This window comes from Rhodococcus wratislaviensis, assembly GCF_900455735.1.
GTDB lineage: Bacteria > Actinomycetota > Actinomycetes > Mycobacteriales > Mycobacteriaceae > Rhodococcus_F > Rhodococcus_F wratislaviensis.
This window is the reverse complement of record NZ_UAUI01000029.1, coordinates 211,037-228,064: the sequence shown is the minus strand read 5'-3', so window position 1 is coordinate 228,064 and position 17,028 is coordinate 211,037. Positions and strand designations below refer to the sequence as shown.

Genomic DNA, 17,028 nt, shown 5'->3' with positions numbered 1-17,028 from the left:
GTCACTCGGCGTCGTGCAGGACCAGGCCGAGCGTCCGGCGGGTGCCCCGCCGGACGGTGCTGACACCGTGCCGTACCGGTCCCGTCGACCAACCGCGGGTCGAGCGCACGGGCCTGTCCCTTGTGGTGAAGATCAGCGCGTGCCCCTGCTGCAGCGTCGTCACCGTGCCCCGGGACTGGGCGCGGGGCCGCTGCTCGACGAGCATGAACTCGCCGCCCTCGTGGTCCACTCCCGGACGGTCGAGGCCGATCACCACCTGCAACGGGAACACCAGGTCACCGTAGAGGTCGCGGTGCAGGGCGTTCCAGTCGTTCGTGCGGTAGCTGAGCAGGATCGGTGTGGCCCGTTTCTGACCGGCGTCGTGGCACATGTCCAGCCATTCGTCCAATGTGTCCGGCCACGGCGAGGGCTGCCTCAGCTTGGCGGCCCAGTCCCGAGCCACGGGAAGCAGTTTCGGGTAGAAGGCGGCACGCAGTTCGGCCACGACCTCCGGTAGCGGGTAGCCGAAGTACCGGTACTGTCCCGAGCCGAAACGGTGCCGGGCCATGTCGACGGTGGACCGGAAACGCTCGACCTCCTCGTACATGTCCGCGATCCGACCGCACTCCTCGGCGGTCAGGATCTGCTCCGATTGCGCGCATCCCGCGGCATCGGTCTCGGCGTGGAGACCCTGCCAATCCAGGTCGTCCACGCGTTGCGTCACGGTAGTCATGCCGCTGCCTCCAATGTCAGCAGTATCGACTTGGCCTCCGGCCCACCCGCGTACTGGCCCATGCTGCCGTCGCTGCGGACCACCCGGTGGCAGGGAACGACGACCGGGAGCGGGTTGAGGGCGCAGGCCGTTCCGACCGCGCGCACTGCTTTCGGACTGCCCGCGGCCGACGCGACTGCGGCGTAACTCGCGGTGTGCCCGTAGTCGATCTCGGGAAGATGGTGAAGAACCTCGAGCCGAAATCCCTTGGACAGCCTGAAGTCCAGCGGGATGTCGAAGCTCGTGCGCTCGCCGAGGAAGTATTCGTCGATCTCGTGGGCCACCCGGTCGAGCCGGGCCGGTGCACGCAGGATCCGGGGGCTGATCTGCTCGGCGAGGGTCTGCAGTACGGCGTCGTGATCCTGGTTGGGGAAGGCGACCCGCACGAGCCCGCGATCGGTGGCGGCGAGCAGGAGCGAACCGACAGGAGTATCGAGTGTCCGGTACGCGACGTCGAGGAGCCCAGCTTCGGCGGCGAGGGCGGCGAGGCGCTCACGCAGATTCTGCTCGACCGCGGAGTCCGACGTGGACAGGGCGTAGACGATGTCGGGGATGTTCATGTGATGTCTCCACTCACAGAGATCGAGAGGGTCTTGCGTAGCGCCGTAATGCCGTCGGCGGCCGCCCGCCGCGACGCGTCCGGGGAATTGCCGAGGATCACCGCGATCTCGGCGTACGGCAGCCCGGCCAGGTAGTGATACGCCACCGCTGCCCGCTGCTTCATCGGCAGGGCGCCGACCGCGTTCCACAACTCGGGGTCGTGACCGCCGGGAAGTCCGCGGTCGGTGGTCTGCTCGGGAAGCTCGTCGGTGGGGACGGGCCGCCGGTCACGCGCGCGGATGTGGTCGAGCGCTTTCCGGTGCGCGATCGTGACCAGCCATGCCTCGACGTTGCTCCCCGGACGCAGCTCGGGGTACGCCCGCATCGCGGCGATGAACGTCTCCGACCAGGCGTCCTCGGCGTCCACCGGACCGACCACGGCCCGGCAGACTCGCAGCACTGTCGGGCCGTGCTCGGCCACGATGTCTTCGAACGGCTTCAGGGTCATCGGCTCAGCCGGAGTCCTGCCCGTTCCGCTTCGCGTTCGAGCAGGAACCGTTTGCGGTCGAGCCCGCCCGCGTACCCCGTCAGGCTGCCGTTGCTCCCGATGACGCGGTGGCACGGAACGATGATGCTGATCGGATTCCTGCCGTTCGCCGCCGCCACCGCGCGAACCGCGGTCGGGGTGCCGAGGGAGTCGGCCAGCTGACCGTACGTCCACGTCTCGCCGTACGGGATGGTGCGCAGGGCGTCCCACACCCGTTGCTGGAACGGGGTGCCTCGCGCGGCGAGCGGGACACTGAAGTCGGTGCGCCGGCCGTCGAAGTATTCGGTGAGCTGGGTGGTGGCCTCGTCGAATCCTGCGGTGTCACGCTCCCCGAACGTCGCGGGATTGGGCTGATGCCGGTGTTCGACCATGTAGATGCCGCTCAGCACCCCGTCGACGCTCACCAGCGTCAGGGGGCCGATCGGTGAATCGATGACTGTGTGTGCTGCGCGGTCGGCATTCACGGTGCCAATCCTTCCAGGTGTGCGGGTCTCTGAAAGGTAGACGTCTGCCACGACCGAAACGTGAGGTGCGAAATGCATCAGGCAGGATGGGCCGATGGCTCTCGTACAACTCGGCACCCGCGACCTGGTGCATACCCTCACCGGGATCGCCCGGTGGTCGGCGGACACCGCTGAACTCGTCGTCTCCCTTCCCGGCCGGATCGGCGTCCTTCTGGACCAGGTCGAGGTGCTGATTTCCCGCATCGAGGCGATCAGCGACGGCGCCGAGATCGCGGTGGCGAAGGCGAACGCGGTTGCGGAGGCGGCAGCCACCGTGGTCTCCACCGCCGGGCACACGTCCGCGTCGGCGCAGACCCTGATCGGTCTGTACGAGCCGCTGGCGACGAAGGCCGCCCCACTGGCCCAGCGGTTCGTCGACGATCTCACCGAGGAGGAGATTCACGCCGCGATCGGATTGGTGAACCACCTGCCCGAGCTGACCCTGCGCATGGAGGGGCTGATGCCGATCCTGGCGACCCTGGACACAGTGTCGCCGGAGATCCACCAGCTCCTCGAGGAGGTTCAGGGCGTGCGTCAGGCGATCCAGGGCGTGCCCGGTTTCAAGTTCTTCCGCAAGCGGGGCGAGGCGCAGGAGGACGAGGACTAGGCGCGGTAGCCGTCTGTTCCGGCGCGTCCGACGACGATCTTCGGGACCACCGCACGCGACGACAGCCGCAGCAGGGCGTCGACGAGTTCGACGATGTCGTTGACCTCGATCATCGCCTCGGGCGGGATCGTGTCGTGGATCCATGCGGACATGTCGGTGTCGACGTACGCCGGGGCGAGCGCGGTCGCGGAGACGCCGTTGCCCGACTCCTCCACGTTCAACGTCTCGGTCAGGGAGATCAGCGCGGCCTTGGTCGCCCCGTAGACGGCGAGCCCCGCTTCGGCGTACACGCCGGTGATCGACGCCAGGGCCACGACCTTGGACCCCCGTCCCGGGTTCTCCGCCGCACCGGTCCGGAGCAGCGGCAGCGACTGCTGCAGCAGGCTGAACGGCGCCCGCAGGTTGACTTCGAGGCTCTTGTCGAATCGGTGCATGGGAAACTCGCCGATGGCGCCTGCGGTTCCCACCCCGGCATTGAGGACCAGTGCGTTCAGTGAGCCGAAGGCGTCGGCGTGCGCCTCGACGACGCGTCCCGCCGACTCCTCGTCGGCGAGGTCACCTGCGACCACGACGACGTCCTTCGCTCCCGCGGTCCGCAGTTCGGCGGCCACCGACTCGAGCCGCTCGCGATCGCGGGCGGTGATCGTCAGCCCGTACCCCTGCTCGGCGAGGCGGGTGGCAATGCCCAGTCCGATGCCACGCGAGGCGCCGGTGATCAGCGCGGTGCGGCTCATACGGTCTGTCCTTTCAAGGCGCGCAGGCCGGCCGCGATGAATTCGGGCACCGCGTCGCCCGCCTTGTCGAAACCCTCACCGACGGTGGCGCCGACCCGGTAGCGGTGGTTGATGCCCTCGGCGATGACGGCGAGTTTGAAGTTCGCGAGCGCCAGGTAGAAGTTCCAGTGGACCAGTTCGCGCCCCGATGCCACGGTGTAGCGCTGCGCGAGATCGTCGGCAGACGGCAGTCGAGGGCTCGTCCAGGCCGCCGGTTCGCCGAGCACCAGGTCGAGAGCCGGATGCCGGTAGACGCACATCAGGGCGACGTCGGTGAGCGGGTCGCCGAGGGTCGAGAGTTCCCAGTCGACGACCGCCGCAACGGTGCTCACGTCGCCGGCCGCGAGGATGGTGTTGTCGATGCGGTAGTCACCGTGCACGATCGACGACTCCGACTGCTGCGGAATCGATTCGACCAGCGCGGCATGCAGTCGGTCGACGTCCGCGGAGTCCGTCGTCTTCACCCGCCCCCACTGACTCGCCCACAACGTGACCTGCCGGGCCACGTAGCCGTCCGGGCGGCCGAGCGCGCCCAGTCCGACGGCGTCGTAGTCGACGTTGTGCAAAGCGCCGAGCACACGGACCAGTTCGTCGGTGCACGAGTCGATGTCGTCGCCGGACAGCGCCTCGAGATCCGACTTGGTCCGGATCACCTGGCCCGTCACGTGTTCCACCACGGTGAACGGCGCGCCCATCACACTGTCGTCCTCGCACAGCGCGACGGTGGCGGCCACCGGGACGTCGGTGCCCTGCAGCGCCGACGTGATGCGGAACTCGCGGGCCACGTCGTGCGCCGAGGGTGTGAGCCCCGCGGTGGGCGGCCTTCGCAGCACCCACCGCGAGGAGTCGTCGAAGATGGCGTAGGTGAGGTTGGACTTGCCGCCTGAGATCAGGTCGGCCCGCAACTCACCGTCGAGAGGAACGTCCGACTCGGACAGGAACTTCCGCAGCGCAACGAGGTCGAGCCCCCGATGTTCGCTCATGCGCCTGCCTCCCGTGCGGCCTTCTTCGCGGCACCCACGACACGCTTGGCGATGGCCCAGCGGTGCACCTCGGACGGTCCGTCGTAGACGCGGAACGGTCGCACCTCGCGGGACAGCCGGGCGAGGGGCAGGTCGCCGGACACGCCGAGACCGCCGCACATCTGGATGGAGCGGTCGACGATGCGGAAGATGGCCTCGGACGCGTAGGTCTTCGCGATGGACGTGGAGTTGCTCGCGTGGCCGCCCTGATCGAGTTCCCAGCACGCCCGCGTCAACAGTGCCCGGGTTGCCGCGATGTCGATCTCGTTGTCCGCGACCATCTTCTGGACCATGCCGAGATCGCCCAGCTTGCCTCCGAAACCGTCACGTTGCGCGACGTGTGCCACCGCGACGTCGTGGCCGCGGCGCGCCGCGCCGAGCCAGCGCATGACGTGCGTCATCCGCGCGGGCCCGAGCCGGACCTGGGCGTAGGCGAATCCCTGGTCCACCTCGCCGAGAACCCCGCTGTCGGGGACGAACAGATCCTCGAAGAACACCTCGCAGTGCCCACCGATCATTGCCCTGTCGAGGGTGTCGATGTGACGACCCACCGTCAGCCCCTCGGCGTCGGCCGGCGTGAGGAACATCGTGGCGCCGCCGCGGTCGCCGGGCACGCCGGACGTGCGGGCGAAGATGATGAAGAACCCCGCGCCGTCGGCGCCGGTGATGAAGTACTTGTGGCCGTTGATCTTCCACCCGCCCGGCACCTTCTCGGCGCGCGTGGTCAGCGCCGAGGGGTCGGAGCCCGCCCCGGGCGACGGCTCGGTCATGGCGAACGCCGACCGCATGTCGCCATGCGCCAGCGGGGCGAGGAACCGCTCCTTCTGCTCGGGGCTGGCGATGTGCGCGAGCATGTGGACGTTGCCTTCGTCGGGTGCCCCGATGTTCAGGGCCGTCGGACCGAACAGCGAATAGCCCGCAGCCTCGAAGACGGGCGCGCGATCGGTCATGTTCAGACCGTGTCCGCCGTACTCGACGGGTGCGTGGGGGGCGAAGACACCGGCGTCCTTGGCCGCCTTCTGCAGCTCCACGCGCAGGGTGTCGCCACCGGCCGCTGTGATGTCGCCGCCGTGCTCGTCCTCGATGGGCAGCACGACTTCGCGGGTGAACGCCTCGGTCTTCTCGACGAGCGCGGTCACCTCGGGTGCGTAGGACAGATCGATCGCCACAACTTCCTCCAGTCAGTACGGCGACTCCAGTACCGACCGATCACTCGCTCGGTCGAAGTCGTCCCCGACAATTCCACACCTTCGGAAGCCGGTCAAGACTCAGTCGGACGCGCCGACCGTGCTCCTCGCGATCGCCAGGTACCGCTCGACCAGTTCGTCGGGCGACAGCGGACCGTCCTCCCGGTACCAGGTGGACACCGCGACACACATCGTGACGACGGCACGGCTCGCGTCCTCCGGGAACGGCGTACGGAACAGCCCGGCGGCGACTCCCTCACGGACGATGTCGTCCAGCATCTCCTGCTGCTCGTCGCGCAGCGCGATGTACGCCTTCCGGCTCTCCGATTCCATGCTCCGCGTCTCACGGGACGCGACGAAGGCCTGCTCGCGCCGGTACATGTGGAACCGCAGCAGCGACTCGATGACCGCGTCGAATCGCTCCCCCGGTGTCGGGCCCGCCTCGGCCACAGCCGCGTGGCTGCGATCGAGGAGTTCACGCATCACCGCGTTCGTCAGCCCCACCAGCAGCGCCTGCTTGGAGGGGTAATGGTGATAGAGACCGGGGACCGAGAGCCCGGCGCGCGATGCGATCTCACGGATCGACGCGCCGTCGTATCCCTTCTCGACGAACGCCGCCAGCGCCGCGGCCAGAACCTTGGACAACCCCTGGTCGGTGTACTCACGCCAGGAACTGCCACGCTGGGTGCCCTCTACCGTCATGGGTCCTACGGTAGAACAGGTACCCGCCGCTCCCCTGCTGTGGTCGCGGGAGTTGACTAGAGTCGAACGAGGTCGCCCAGATCGACAGCCTTCTCCGACAGAGAGCCAGGGACCACCTGATGATCCACGTCCGTCACTCCGCGATCGCAGCCGTGCCTATCCACGTGGCGTTCGCGTACATCGACGACTACCGGACGGTCCCCGACTGGATGTTCGGAGTCTCGGAGTTCCGTCCGATCGGGGAATTCGACCAGGGGATGGAGTCGACCTTCGACGCCGCGATCCACATCGGCCCCAGCACCCTGCGGTCGCGGCTCGAGGTCACCGAGTGGGAGCAGGACCGGGTCATCACCTTGGCGTCGCTCGACGGCGCCGCCAACTCCTCCACCTGGGAGTTCACCGCTCACGGTGAGGACAAGACCGAGATCAGCGTCGACTTCGCGTACAAACTCCCCGGCGGTCTCGCCGGCAAGGCCCTCGGTCTCATCGTCGAACCGTTCGTCGAAACGGCCGTGAAGAACACCGAGGCGACCTTGCGGCACAACCTCGAGGAGCTGTACGCGAAGCGCAACCGCTAGCGGCCGGGCAGGAAAGCCAGCCGTCCGACCGTCGTTCCCTCGCCGAGTCGCGCAATGCCGTCCGCGACGTCGGTGAGCCCGAGCCGCTCGCTGATCATCGGCTTGATCTCGCCGGCGGCGGCCATCCTCGTCAGCTCGTCGTGGCACTCCCGGATCGCAGCGGGGTTGTAGGCGTTGTACAGCCCCCAGTGCAGCCCGATGATCGAGTAGTTCTTGATCAGCGCATGGTTCAGCCCCGGTGACGGGATGGTGCCACTCGCGAATCCGATCACGATGATGCGACCCTCGAATGCGATGCACTTCGTCGACTTCGTGTAGGAGTCGCCGCCCACCGGATCGAACACGACGTCGGCACCGCGACCGTCCGTGAAGTCCTTCACGGCCTGGACGAAGTCCTCGCTGTGCCGGTCGATCACGAGGTCGGCCCCGAGTTCCCGCGTGTAGGCCGCCTTCTCGGGCCCGCCGACGACGCCGATCACCGTGGCGCCTGCCGCCTTACCCAGCTGCACGGCCGCGCTGCCGACACCGCCTGCCGCAGCATGCACGAGCAGCGTTTCGCCGGGCTGGATCTGCGTTCTGCGGTGCAGCGCAAACCATCCCGTCTGGTACCCGATCGACAGCGCCGACGCCTCGGCGTCGTCGAGCGCCTCCGGGGCGGGAAATGCGGTGGCCGAGGACATGACGGCCAACTCGGCGAACCCGCCGTTCGGCAGGCTCGGCATGCCGATCACCCGGTCGCCGACGGAGAACTCGGTGACACCGTCGCCGAGCCCCACCACCTCGCCGCACAGCTCCACACCGGGAGTGAACGGAAGCGGCGGCTTGATCTGGTACTCACCGCGGCACAACAGCACATCCGGGAAGTTGGCGGCCGCCGAGAGAACCTTGACCAGCAACTCCCCGGGCTTCGGTTCGAGGTCGGGGACGTCCTCGAACGTCAGAACGTCCCTCGGCTGCCCCAATTCGTGTACACGCCACGCCTTCATCGATCAGTCCTTCGGTCCACCGGCGACGTAGACGACCTGACCCGACACGAATCCGGCGCCCTCGCTGACGAAGAACGATGCGGTGTGTGCGATGTCCTCGGGCTGCCCGACGCGGTTCACCGGGATCTGCGACGCCGCCGCCTTCTTGAAGTCCTCGAAGCCGACACCCACCCGCTCGGCGGTGGCGGCGGTCATCTCGGTCTCGATGAAGCCGGGCGCGATCGCGTTCGCCGTGACACCGAACTTGCCGAGCTCGAACGCCAGTGTCTTGGTGAAGCCCTGCATACCGGCCTTGGCGGCCGAGTAGTTGACCTGCCCGCGGTTGCCGAGCGCCGAGGTGCTGGACAGGTTGACGATGCGGCCGAACTTCGCGTCCACCATGTGCTTCTGCACGGCCCGCGACATCAGGAACGCACCGCGCAGGTGCACGTTCATGACCGCGTCCCAGTCGTCGACGGTCATCTTGAACAGCAGGTTGTCGCGGGTGATCCCGGCATTGTTGATCAGAATGGTCGGGGCGCCCAGTTCATTCGCCACCCGCTCGACTGCGGCAGCGACCGACGCCTCGTCGGCGACGTTCGCGCCCACGGCCAGCGCTTCGCCACCGGCGGACTTGATCGCGTCGACGGTCCCGGCACATGCGGCCTCGTCGAGGTCGAGGACGGCGACCGCGTAGCCGTCGTCGGCCAGTCGCTTCGCGACGGCGGCACCGATCCCGCGGGCCGATCCGGTGACGATGGCGGTTCTACGTTCCTGACTCACTTGTTTCCTCCATGCTGGTTGTTCTCGGTCTTCGTACGGTATTTGCGCAGTTCTCTTCTCGCGATGGACATTTTGTGGACCTCGTCCGGTCCGTCCGCGAGACGCAAAGTCCTCAGATGGGCATACATCATGGCGAGGGGGAAGTCGTCGGTGACACCGGCCCCACCGTGCACCTGAATCGCCCGATCCACAATCTTCAACGCAATATTCGGAGCCGCCACCTTGATCGCCGCGATCTCCGTCCGCGCCTCCTTGTTGCCCACCCTATCCATCAGATACGCCGCCTTCAGCGTCAACAACCGGATCATCTCGATCTCGATCCGCGCCTCCGCAATCCAATCCTGAACATTCGCATTCTCACTGACCGGCTTGCCGAACGTCACCCGCGACGACGCCCGACGACACATCAACTCCAACGCCCGCTCCGCCATCCCGATCGCCCGCATGCAATGGTGAATCCGCCCCGGACCCAACCGCGCCTGCGAAATCGCGAAACCCTCCCCCTCACCCTTCAGCACATCCGCCACCGGCACCCGCACATCCGCGAAATCGATCTCCGCATGCCCCTCACGATCCTGATACCCGAACACCGGCAACCCCCGCATCACCGTCACCCCCGGCGCATCGATCGGCACCACCATCATCGACTGCTGCCGATGCGGCGCCGCCGACGGATCCGTCTTCCCCATCACGATCAACACCTTGCAATTACGATGCAACGCATTCGACGCGAACCACTTCCGGCCGTTGAGCACATACTCCTCACCGTCCCGCACCATCGACAACTCCACATTCGTCGCATCCGAACTCGCCACCGCCGGCTCCGTCATCGCGAACGCCGACGCCATCGTCCCCTCCAGCAACGGCCTCAGATACTTCTCCTTGTGCTCGGCCGTACCGAACAACTCGAGCACCTCCATGTTGCCCGTATCCGGCGCATTGCAATTACACGCCTCCGACGCAATATGACTGCGCCCCATGATCTCCGCCAACGGCGCATACTCGAGATTCGTCAACCCCGCACCCGTCCCCGGATGCGGATGGAACAAATTCCACAACCCCCGACGCCGCGCCTCCGCCTTCAACTCCTCCAACACCGGCGGCTGGAAATGCGGATCACCCGACTCCCGCATCTGCTCCTCGTACACCGCCTCCGCCGGATACACATGCGAATCCATGAACTCCAGCAGATCGGATTGGTATTGCCGGGCGCGATCGGATAGGTCGAACAGCGACATTCGGACTCCTCGTGCGGTCGGGTCAGGACGGCTGGGCGAGGAGCGTGGCCTGGTAGCGGCGCATTCCCCGGATCCATCGGTCGTAGTCGGCGCCCTTGTGCCGGTACATCTCCAGCACTTCGGGGTGCGGAAGGATCAGGAACTGTTCGGCTTCCATTGCGGCGAGCACGCATTCGGCCACCTCGGACGGTTCGAGCACCGAACCCGCGGTGGTGACGGCGCGCGCGGCGGTGGCCGACAGGGCCGCGTCGTCGGTGAGCAGCTTGGTGTTGACGCCCATGGGGCACAGGCAGCTGACGCGGACGCCCTTGTCGCCGTACGTGACGGACAGCCATTCGGCGAATCCGACGGCGGCATGCTTGGTCACCGAGTAGGGGGCGGAACCGATCTGAGTGAGCAGCCCGGCGGCCGAGGCCGTGCTGACGAAGTACCCCTCGCCGCGCTCGATCCAGCCGGGGACCAGGCGGCGTGCGGCCCGGATGTGCGCACGGACGTTCACGTCGAGGGCGAGGTCCCACACGGCGTCGTCGGGCTCGAGGTCATCCCCTGCTGCGACGCCCGCATTGGCGAAGTAGAGGTCGACGGGGCCGAAGGCATTCTCCGCGGCGTCGATGACCGAGGCGATCTGTGCATCGTCGGACGCGTCGGCTTGCACCGCAAGCGCAGCGCCGGGGTGCTCTGCGTCGATTCTTCGGACGATCGATTCCAGCGCGGTGCCGTCGAGATCGGTGACGACGACCCTGGCACCCTCTGCGGCGAGCCGCTCCGCGAGTGCACCGCCGATTCCACCACCGCCACCGGTGACGATGGCAACCTTCTGCGCAACCTGCACGAGATTCCTCCCTCGAGGGGACACGGACGTGACCCCAGTCTTCCACAGAAATCACCTGAACCCGGTGTCGGATTCAGTTTCGCCGACCTGGGTGTCCCGCACGCTCACGCCGTCATGTGGCGCTCAGCTCCGCTCGGGGAACCTCAGTCCGTTCGCCCAGATACGTGTCGTGGTGAACACGACGTCGTCGAAGTCGACGGGAGTGCCGTCGGTCCCGTTCACGCTGGCCACGAACACGTTGTACGCCAGCCTGCTGACCATCCCCGACAACGCCCGCGACGCCAGCATCGGGTCGAGTTCCGTGTCGGCGATGCCCCGCGCCTGCAACTCCGCGATGCCCCGCGCGTTGCGCGCGATGAACGCGTCGGCCCGCTGACGCCGTAGGTCCGCGAACGCCGGGTCGATGTGCGCGACCTGCTCGAGCAGCCCCATCAGCTTGGCGTTGCGCCGGTAGGCCTCCAGGTAGGCGCGGTTACTCGCCTCCAGGACGGCGTACGGGTCGTCGGTGTCCTGCACCCGCTTCATGCCCGGGTGCATCATGTCTTCCTGCGCCACCTCGAGCACGGCGGCGAACACCTGCTCCTTGTTGTCGAAGTACGTGTAGAACGACCCCGTCGAGCAGTTGGCTTCCTTCGTGATGTCGGTGAGCCGGGCATCGAGGTACCCGGAGCGCTCGAACACCGTCCGCGCGGCCGCCACCAACGCCGCGCGCGTGCGTGCACCACGCGGGGTCGCCGGAGGCTCCCGCAACAGATCGGTCGCCGCCATCGACGGGGCGGGCTGGTCGTCCCACTCTTCATGGACGGTGCGCGTGGTCATTTCCTACTTATACGCCAGCACGGCAGCCCCGCCCAACCCGACGCTCAGGTGATGGTGATGCCACCGTCCACCGCGATCGTCTGACCGGTGACGTACGCGGCGGCGTCCGAAGCGAGCCAGACGACGGTCGCGGCCAGCTCCTCCGGGTCACCGAGGCGACCGAGAACCAGCCGCGATTTCATCGATTCGAGGTACCCGTCCTGGTACTGGTCCGTCATCTCCGTCTCGAAGAATCCGGGAGCGATCGCATTCACGCGAATGCCCTTGCGGGCACCCCACTGCTGTGCCAGGTCGCGGGTGAGACCGATGACCCCGGCCTTGCTCGCGGCGTACGCGGCCTGCGGAAGTCCCGCGGTGGTGAGGCCGAGCACACTCGCGATGTTCACGATCGCGCTGCCCGGCTTCATGACCTTGCCCGCCGCCTGCGCCGCCCAGTAGGAACCGTTCAGGTTGATGTCGACGACCTGCCGGAACTGCTCCGGCGTCTCCCGCGTCGCGGGGACCGCCGTACCGACGCCTGCGTTGTTGACGAGCACGTCCACGCGACCGAACTTCTCCATGGCCTCGTCGATCATGTTCTGCGCCTGAGCCGGGTCGGCGATGTCCGTCGCGACGCACAGCGCCTGACGTCCCGCGGCCCGCACGAGTTCGGCAGTCTTCTCGAGACGGTCGGTGCGGCGTGCTGCCAGCACCACGTCGGCGCCTGCCTCCGCCGCGGCCTGCGCGAACGCGACCCCGAGGCCCGACGACGCACCGGTCACGACGACCACCCGATCGGTCAAGCTGAACTTGTCGAGAACGGACATACGAAGCGACTCCTTTGTCGTCGGGCTACGGGTACCGGGTTCAGAGGCCGAGGTCGCGGCCGATCAGTTCCTTCATGATCTCGTTGGAACCGGCCCAGATCTTGGTGACACGGGCATCCATCCACGCACGGGCGGCACGATACTCGGTCATGAATCCGTAGCCGCCGTGAAGCTGCACGCAGTGGTCGAGGACCTCGTTCTGCACCTGAGCAGTCCACCACTTGGCCTTGGCGGCGTCCACTGCGGTGAGCTCACCGTCGGCGTGTGCGGCGACGCAGTTGTCGACGTAGGCCTGGGTCACCTCGACGCGGGTGACGAGGTCGGCGAGGAGGAACTTGTTCCACTGCAGCGAGCCGATGGGCTGTCCGAATGCCTTGCGGTCCTTCGCGTACTGGATCGTCTCCTCGAGGATCGGCGCGGCGTGCGCGATGTTCGAGACGGCGGCACCGACACGCTCCTGCGGAAGCATCTCCATCATGTGGATGAATCCGCGGTCGATCTCACCGATGATGTTCGTCGACGGCACACGCACGTTCTCGAAGAACAGCTCGGCGGTGTCGGACTCGTGCTGGCCGACCTTGTCGAGCTTGCGTCCGCGCTCGAAGCCCTCCATGCCGGTCTCGACGGCGAACAGCGTGATGCCCTTGGACTTCTTCTCAGGGCTGGTGCGCGCCGCGACGATCACCAGGTCGGCGTTGTAACCGTTGGTGATGAACGTCTTGGACCCGTTGATGATCCAGTCGTCGCCGTCCTTGACCGCGGTGGTCTTGAGCGAGGCGAGGTCGGAACCGCCGGAGGGCTCGGTCATGCCGATCGCGGTGAGCAGTTCACCGGTGCAGAACTTGGGCAGCCAGCGCTGCTTCTGCTCCTCGGTCGTGAGCTGCACGAGGTACGGCGCGACGACGTCGGCGTGAATGCCGAAGCTCGACGACACGGCGGCGCTCGCCCGCGAAAGCTCCTCGGCGAGCACCGCGTTGAACCGGTAGTCGCCGGCTTCGCTTCCGCCGTATGCCTCGGGGACCTCGAGGCCGAGGAATCCGTTGCGTCCCGCTTCGAGCCAGATCTCGCGGTCGATGAAGCGCTGCTCGATGAGCTTGTCTGCCACCGGCAGGAGGTTGCGGTTCACGAACTCCCGGGCCGATTCGCGGAATGCCTCGTGATCGGGGCCGTACAGGGTGCGTCGCATGACCGCTCCTTTGTCGAAATCCAGCTGTGGTGTGTATCCACGCCCATGTAAGCGTGTGCTTATTTTCTAAGCGCTTGCTTATACTGATCGTGCGGCGCGGTATTGTCAACAGCCGCGCAGCCGAGGATGGAGAAAGACATGAGCGAATCACCGAACCAGGTGATCAGCCCGTCGAAGGCTGCCGCCCGCATCCGAGCCGCAGCCGTCGACGCGTTCGCGACCAGCGGTTACGGGGGCACGACCACCCGCGAGATCGCCGCCCGCCTCGACATGAGCCCCGCCGCGATGTACCCGCACTACCGATCCAAGGAAGAGCTGCTCTTCGCGATCAGTTACGAAGGCCACACCGCCGCACTCGACGTCGTCGTGAGTGCAGACCTCCCCGACGAGGCGCCCTCGACGAGGCTCCAAGCACTGATCGGCGCGTTCGCGAGCTGGCAGGCCACGCACCACGCACAGGCTCGCGTCGTGCAGTACGAACTCAACGCCCTCACGCCCGAGCACTACCGCGACGTGGTCAAACTGCGCCGCGACATCACCCACATCGTCCGCGCCGTCGTCGACGCCGGGGCTGCATCCGGCGAATTCACGGTGCCCGACGGCGAAGGCGTCACCCTCGCCCTCATGTCTTTGTGCGTCGACATCTGCCGCTGGTTCCCGGCAGGCGCCTACACCGAGCCGGAGGCTGTCGCAGACCTCTACGCCGACCTCGCGATGCGCATGGTGGGTGCCGGCTAGGTATTGCCAGCTCCCACAGGGTCGGTTACTGTAGAACATGTGTTCGATTCGGGGGAATCGACGGTAACCGGGGGGTCGGTGTGGATATAGCAGCGGTGACCGAGTTTCTGGCCGAGTTACCGAAACTCGACCGGGCCATCGACGATGCGACGCGCATCGATGTGCTCCGCGCACTCGAAGAGGTGAAAGCCGCCTGCGCGGGTGTCCAAGCCCGGGTGACCGCAGACCTCGACGCCTCCATCCGCACCGAACGAGCAGACCGCGACGTGCCGGTCGCACAGCGCGGGCGAGGTATCGCCAACCAGGTGGCGTTGGCACGACGGGACTCACCCTTTCGAGGTGGCCGTCATCTCGGCATGGCGACCGCTCTGGTCCACGAGATGCCCTGCACCTTGGCGCTGCTCGAACGAGGGGTGCTCAGCGAGTGGCGGGCAACGATTCTCGTCCGCGAAACGGCGTGCCTGACCCGAGAAGACCGCACCGAACTCGATTACGCGCTGTGCGCCGACCCGGCAACTTTGGACGGACTCGGCGACCAGGCCGTCTGCGCGAAAGTGCGCGCGGCCGCTGCAGAAGTCGACGCCGAGGCCGTCGTACGACGGGCCCGCAAAGCGGTATCGGACAGGCGGGTCACGTCCCGTCCCGCACCGGACACGATGGCCTACGTCAGCGCCCTGCTGCCGGTGGCACAGGGGGTCGCGGTGCACGCGACTCTCGCCCGTGACGCCGATTCGATCCTTGCCGCCGGTGACGAGCGCACGCGGTCGCAGATCATGGCCGACCTGCTCGTCTCTCGAGTGACCGGCGCGCCCCACACCGCGACGGCACCTCCGATCACTGTCAACCTCGTGATCTCCGACCGCGCGCTCCTCGACCGGGGGTCCGAACCCGCCTACGCGCAGGGGTACGGGCCCGTCCCCGCGGCACTGGCGGGGCACTGGATAAATGAGGCAGTCCAGGCCACGATAGATCCGGAAACCGGGGACGAGGCACGGGTGACTCTGCGCCGTCTGTACGCGAACCCGCACTCCGGAGCCCTGACGGCGACCGAGTCCCAGGCCCGTTGTTTCCCCGCCGGGTTGGCTAGGCTGATCGATCTGCGCGATCGAACCTGCCGGACACCGTGGTGCGATGCGCCGATCCGGCACCACGACCACATCCAACCCCGCGAACACGACGGCCCGACCACCGCACACAACGGCGCCGGCCTGTGCGCGGCCTGCAACTACGCCAAGCAAGGCGCAGGGCGGAACGCCAAGCCCCACCAGCTGCCCGGCGGACTGCACAAGATCGAGATCCACACCCCCACCGGACACCGGTACCGATCAACCGCACCACCACTACCGAAACCGTTGCCGTTCCGCGAGGTTCAGATCAGCTCACCGGTGGAACGCATCCTCATCGAATACCTCCACGCGGCCTGAACATCGGGTCGCTGCGCACTACACCGAGTGACACACCTGTGCGGTAGCATCTCCGCACGCGGCCGTGGGGGTCCTGTCGAGTAGTGGGGGGGATGGGAATGAGCAAAACACTGCGTCTGGAAGATGACGCAATCCAACGATGCGTCGGCATCTGCAACACGATGATCGATCAGATGGATCAGGCGATTAAGAACGCCGACCAGTTGAAGTACATTTCTGGGTTCGGCGGCTTCGACTCGGCGAAACAACTGCAGACGCGATACAACGACAAGTTCAATGGTGGCGACGGTTCTGGCTCTGTACGCGAGCGCCTGAGGGAATTCCGCGATGTGATCATCACTATGCGTGACACATTTGCCGCGGGAGGCGAGGAATTTTCCGATACCGACAGCGCGATCAGCCTGGCACTCTCTGGTATTCGAACAGGAGTCGATCAATGACGCGCAATGCATTATGCGGAGTCGCCGCGGTTTCCCTCCTGCTCGCAGGATGCAGCACCCATGCAGCAAGCCGAGAAGCCACTCCGACGGAATTGCCCAGTTCGACTGTTCGCGTGCCTCGACATGTCGATCAATCTGACCGACCGCAGGTCACATTCGATCCCTGCCTCGACATCCCTGATTCGACACTGACCGCCGCCGGTTACGACCCGACGAGCGAAAAGAACGCCGACTTCACGGGGGGAAGCTACACCTTCCTAGGGTGCAGCTACGACAGCTTTCACAAGCCGGAGGGCTTCTACTACGGCATGAATGTCCTGTCGGGAAACATCAGCTTCGCCGAAGAACAAGAGAAGAAGAAGGATCACTCCACCCCTATCGAGATCAACGGCCGAAGAGCCCTCCTGATCTTCGACAGCACGGTGAGGGATTACTGCGAACTCAGTGTCGAAACTCCATACGGTGTTCTCGGATTCACGCGAAGCATTTTTGCCGATCACGCTGGCCCCGTATCGGTACCAGAGTGGTGCGGAGGCCTCGAAGACACAGCCCGCACCTACGAGCCGCTCATTCCGAAGGAGGACTGA

The 17,028-nt window shown here is 66.6% G+C and carries 21 protein-coding genes; 6 read left to right on the top strand and 15 right to left on the bottom strand.

The window, feature by feature from the left end; genetic code table 11:
- Position 1 precedes the first annotated feature (1 nt).
- Genes DTA22_RS35730 through DTA22_RS35715 form a run of 4 tightly spaced genes read right to left on the bottom strand, consistent with a single transcriptional unit; the run spans position 2 to position 2,302 of the window.
- Entirely contained in the window at positions 2 to 712 is a 711-nt protein-coding gene (locus DTA22_RS35730) for a 2OG-Fe(II) oxygenase (protein ID WP_037230892.1), read from the bottom strand.
- Entirely contained in the window at positions 709 to 1,311 is a 603-nt protein-coding gene (locus DTA22_RS35725; protein WP_112302537.1) for a methylated-DNA--[protein]-cysteine S-methyltransferase, read from the bottom strand. The genes DTA22_RS35730 and DTA22_RS35725 overlap by 4 nt, the downstream gene beginning before the upstream one ends.
- On the bottom strand, positions 1,308 to 1,799 hold the full coding sequence (locus DTA22_RS35720; protein ID WP_112302536.1) for an RNA polymerase sigma factor: 492 nt from the start codon (positions 1,797 to 1,799) through the stop codon (positions 1,308 to 1,310). Before DTA22_RS35720 ends, DTA22_RS35725 begins: the two co-directional genes overlap by 4 nt.
- Positions 1,796 to 2,302 carry a methylated-DNA--[protein]-cysteine S-methyltransferase gene (locus DTA22_RS35715; protein WP_112302535.1) on the bottom strand — a complete coding sequence of 169 codons (507 nt, stop codon included), beginning with the start codon at positions 2,300 to 2,302 and terminating at the stop codon, positions 1,796 to 1,798. The genes DTA22_RS35720 and DTA22_RS35715 overlap by 4 nt, the downstream gene beginning before the upstream one ends.
- 94 nt (positions 2,303 to 2,396) lie before the next feature.
- On the opposite strand from DTA22_RS35715, the gene DTA22_RS35710 reads away from it, so the two are divergent.
- Complete coding sequence (locus tag DTA22_RS35710) at positions 2,397 to 2,948, top strand: ribulose-1,5-bisphosphate carboxylase/oxygenase large subunit (RefSeq protein ID WP_112302534.1); 552 nt, start codon at positions 2,397 to 2,399, stop codon at positions 2,946 to 2,948.
- Here DTA22_RS35710 and DTA22_RS35705 read toward each other — a convergent pair.
- From DTA22_RS35705 to DTA22_RS35690, 4 genes are all read right to left on the bottom strand, one after another.
- The gene (locus DTA22_RS35705; protein ID WP_112302533.1) at positions 2,945 to 3,682 is read right to left on the bottom strand and encodes an SDR family NAD(P)-dependent oxidoreductase; all 738 of its coding nucleotides are present in this window, start codon (positions 3,680 to 3,682) and stop codon (positions 2,945 to 2,947) included. The two genes, DTA22_RS35710 and DTA22_RS35705, sit on opposite strands and share 4 nt — an antisense overlap.
- Positions 3,679 to 4,704, bottom strand: a complete 1,026-nt coding sequence (locus DTA22_RS35700; protein ID WP_112302532.1) for a phosphotransferase family protein — start codon at positions 4,702 to 4,704, stop codon at positions 3,679 to 3,681. The genes DTA22_RS35705 and DTA22_RS35700 overlap by 4 nt, the downstream gene beginning before the upstream one ends.
- Complete coding sequence (locus DTA22_RS35695) at positions 4,701 to 5,912, bottom strand: acyl-CoA dehydrogenase family protein (RefSeq protein ID WP_037230915.1); 1,212 nt, start codon at positions 5,910 to 5,912, stop codon at positions 4,701 to 4,703. The genes DTA22_RS35700 and DTA22_RS35695 overlap by 4 nt, the downstream gene beginning before the upstream one ends.
- 99 nt (positions 5,913 to 6,011) lie before the next feature.
- On the bottom strand, positions 6,012 to 6,632 hold the full coding sequence (locus DTA22_RS35690) for a TetR/AcrR family transcriptional regulator (protein ID WP_112302531.1): 621 nt from the start codon (positions 6,630 to 6,632) through the stop codon (positions 6,012 to 6,014).
- Between the two features lie 119 nt (positions 6,633 to 6,751).
- On the opposite strand from DTA22_RS35690, the gene DTA22_RS35685 reads away from it, so the two are divergent.
- Complete coding sequence (locus DTA22_RS35685; RefSeq protein ID WP_009475006.1) at positions 6,752 to 7,210, top strand: SRPBCC family protein; 459 nt, start codon at positions 6,752 to 6,754, stop codon at positions 7,208 to 7,210.
- Here the strand turns inward: DTA22_RS35685 and DTA22_RS35680 are convergent.
- The 7 genes from DTA22_RS35680 to DTA22_RS35650 form a co-directional block, all read right to left on the bottom strand.
- Positions 7,207 to 8,196 carry an NADPH:quinone oxidoreductase family protein gene (locus DTA22_RS35680; protein ID WP_112302530.1) on the bottom strand — a complete coding sequence of 330 codons (990 nt, stop codon included), beginning with the start codon at positions 8,194 to 8,196 and terminating at the stop codon, positions 7,207 to 7,209. The two genes, DTA22_RS35685 and DTA22_RS35680, sit on opposite strands and share 4 nt — an antisense overlap.
- Positions 8,197 to 8,199: 3 nt before the next feature.
- Complete coding sequence (gene fabG, locus DTA22_RS35675; RefSeq protein WP_037230925.1) at positions 8,200 to 8,958, bottom strand: 3-oxoacyl-ACP reductase FabG; 759 nt, start codon at positions 8,956 to 8,958, stop codon at positions 8,200 to 8,202.
- A complete protein-coding gene (locus tag DTA22_RS35670) occupies positions 8,955 to 10,196 on the bottom strand; it encodes an acyl-CoA dehydrogenase family protein (RefSeq protein WP_112302529.1) in 1,242 nt (413 codons plus the stop codon). The genes fabG and DTA22_RS35670 overlap by 4 nt, the downstream gene beginning before the upstream one ends.
- Before the next feature lie 22 nt (positions 10,197 to 10,218).
- The gene (locus DTA22_RS35665; RefSeq protein ID WP_037230930.1) at positions 10,219 to 11,028 is read right to left on the bottom strand and encodes an SDR family oxidoreductase; all 810 of its coding nucleotides are present in this window, start codon (positions 11,026 to 11,028) and stop codon (positions 10,219 to 10,221) included.
- Between the two features lie 123 nt (positions 11,029 to 11,151).
- Positions 11,152 to 11,847 carry a TetR/AcrR family transcriptional regulator gene (locus DTA22_RS35660; RefSeq protein ID WP_037230932.1) on the bottom strand — a complete coding sequence of 232 codons (696 nt, stop codon included), beginning with the start codon at positions 11,845 to 11,847 and terminating at the stop codon, positions 11,152 to 11,154.
- Between the two features lie 44 nt (positions 11,848 to 11,891).
- Positions 11,892 to 12,653: an SDR family NAD(P)-dependent oxidoreductase gene (locus tag DTA22_RS35655; RefSeq protein WP_037230934.1), complete on the bottom strand. Its 762-nt coding sequence runs from the start codon at positions 12,651 to 12,653 to the stop codon at positions 11,892 to 11,894.
- Between the two features lie 40 nt (positions 12,654 to 12,693).
- Positions 12,694 to 13,839, bottom strand: coding sequence for an acyl-CoA dehydrogenase family protein (locus DTA22_RS35650; RefSeq protein ID WP_005251441.1), 1,146 nt, complete (start codon positions 13,837 to 13,839; stop codon positions 12,694 to 12,696).
- A 138-nt stretch (positions 13,840 to 13,977) separates the two neighbouring features.
- Here DTA22_RS35650 and DTA22_RS35645 point away from each other — a divergent pair, with 138 nt between their 5' ends.
- The 4 genes from DTA22_RS35645 to DTA22_RS35630 all read left to right on the top strand — a co-directional run bounded on the left by DTA22_RS35645 (position 13,978) and on the right by DTA22_RS35630 (position 17,028).
- Complete coding sequence (locus DTA22_RS35645; RefSeq protein WP_037182564.1) at positions 13,978 to 14,577, top strand: TetR/AcrR family transcriptional regulator; 600 nt, start codon at positions 13,978 to 13,980, stop codon at positions 14,575 to 14,577.
- 80 nt (positions 14,578 to 14,657) lie between these two features.
- Complete coding sequence (locus tag DTA22_RS35640; protein ID WP_112302528.1) at positions 14,658 to 16,001, top strand: HNH endonuclease; 1,344 nt, start codon at positions 14,658 to 14,660, stop codon at positions 15,999 to 16,001.
- 98 nt (positions 16,002 to 16,099) lie between these two features.
- Positions 16,100 to 16,441, top strand: a complete 342-nt coding sequence (locus DTA22_RS35635) for a hypothetical protein (RefSeq protein ID WP_322789954.1) — start codon at positions 16,100 to 16,102, stop codon at positions 16,439 to 16,441.
- Positions 16,438 to 17,028 (top strand): DUF3558 domain-containing protein, encoded by a 591-nt coding sequence (locus DTA22_RS35630; protein WP_112302526.1) that lies wholly within the window; start codon positions 16,438 to 16,440, stop codon positions 17,026 to 17,028. The genes DTA22_RS35635 and DTA22_RS35630 overlap by 4 nt, the downstream gene beginning before the upstream one ends.